Origin of the sequence: Nocardiopsis rhodophaea (genome assembly GCF_039530945.1) — a bacterium.
GTDB classification, from domain to species: Bacteria; Actinomycetota; Actinomycetes; order Streptosporangiales; family Streptosporangiaceae; genus Nocardiopsis_C; species Nocardiopsis_C rhodophaea.
Genome location: NZ_BAAAPC010000073.1, coordinates 1 through 591, shown reverse-complemented (window position 1 = coordinate 591; position 591 = coordinate 1). Strand labels below are relative to the sequence as shown.

Below are 591 nucleotides of genomic sequence, written 5' to 3'. Positions count from 1 at the left end.
TCTCCGACAAGTTCCAAGTGCTGCTTGCCGCCGTTGCGGAGCCACCCTTCTGCGAGGTCGAAGATGGGAGCGATGCCCACGGTCTCCGCGAGTTGCGTCAACGCAGAAGCAAGGGCATCGAGGTGGTCCTTGGCCGGGCCCTGGCTGATGTCCTGGAGCCACTGGGTCAGCACGCCGTCTTTGACGATATCGCGACGTTCGGTGCGCACGCCTTCGCTGTCGAACGGCGTGGAGGCCAGCCCTTTCAGCAGGTGCGGATGCTCTTCAATGGTCAGCCACTCCGGCAAAATTTGTTTGCCCAGCGAATCGAGCAGGAAGGTCGATTTACGGTAGACCGCGCCGCCGGCAATCGCTCCGACCAGGTGGCCAAACAACCCGGTCGCCACTTCGTTGGCGAAAATAACCGGCGCCTTCATGGTCGACAGCTTACGCGGGGGCAGGCGTGACAGGGTGCGGCGGGCGCACTCTTCCCCGACCCATTCCGGGGACTGCAGATCCTCGATCGCCCGGCCAATGGTGTAGGCGTAGTCGCGCTCCATATCGCCGTCATCTTCCGCAATGACGCAGCTGGAGAGGGAGTGGCGAGTCGAG

Annotated in this window: 1 protein-coding gene; it reads right to left on the bottom strand. The window is 63.1% G+C overall.

Annotated elements, in window-relative coordinates:
* The coding region (locus tag ABD259_RS25710; RefSeq protein WP_344165863.1) for a metallopeptidase TldD-related protein at nucleotides 1-539 on the bottom strand (539 nt) is incomplete at its 3' end.
* Between the last annotated feature and the right edge of the window lie 52 nt (nucleotides 540-591).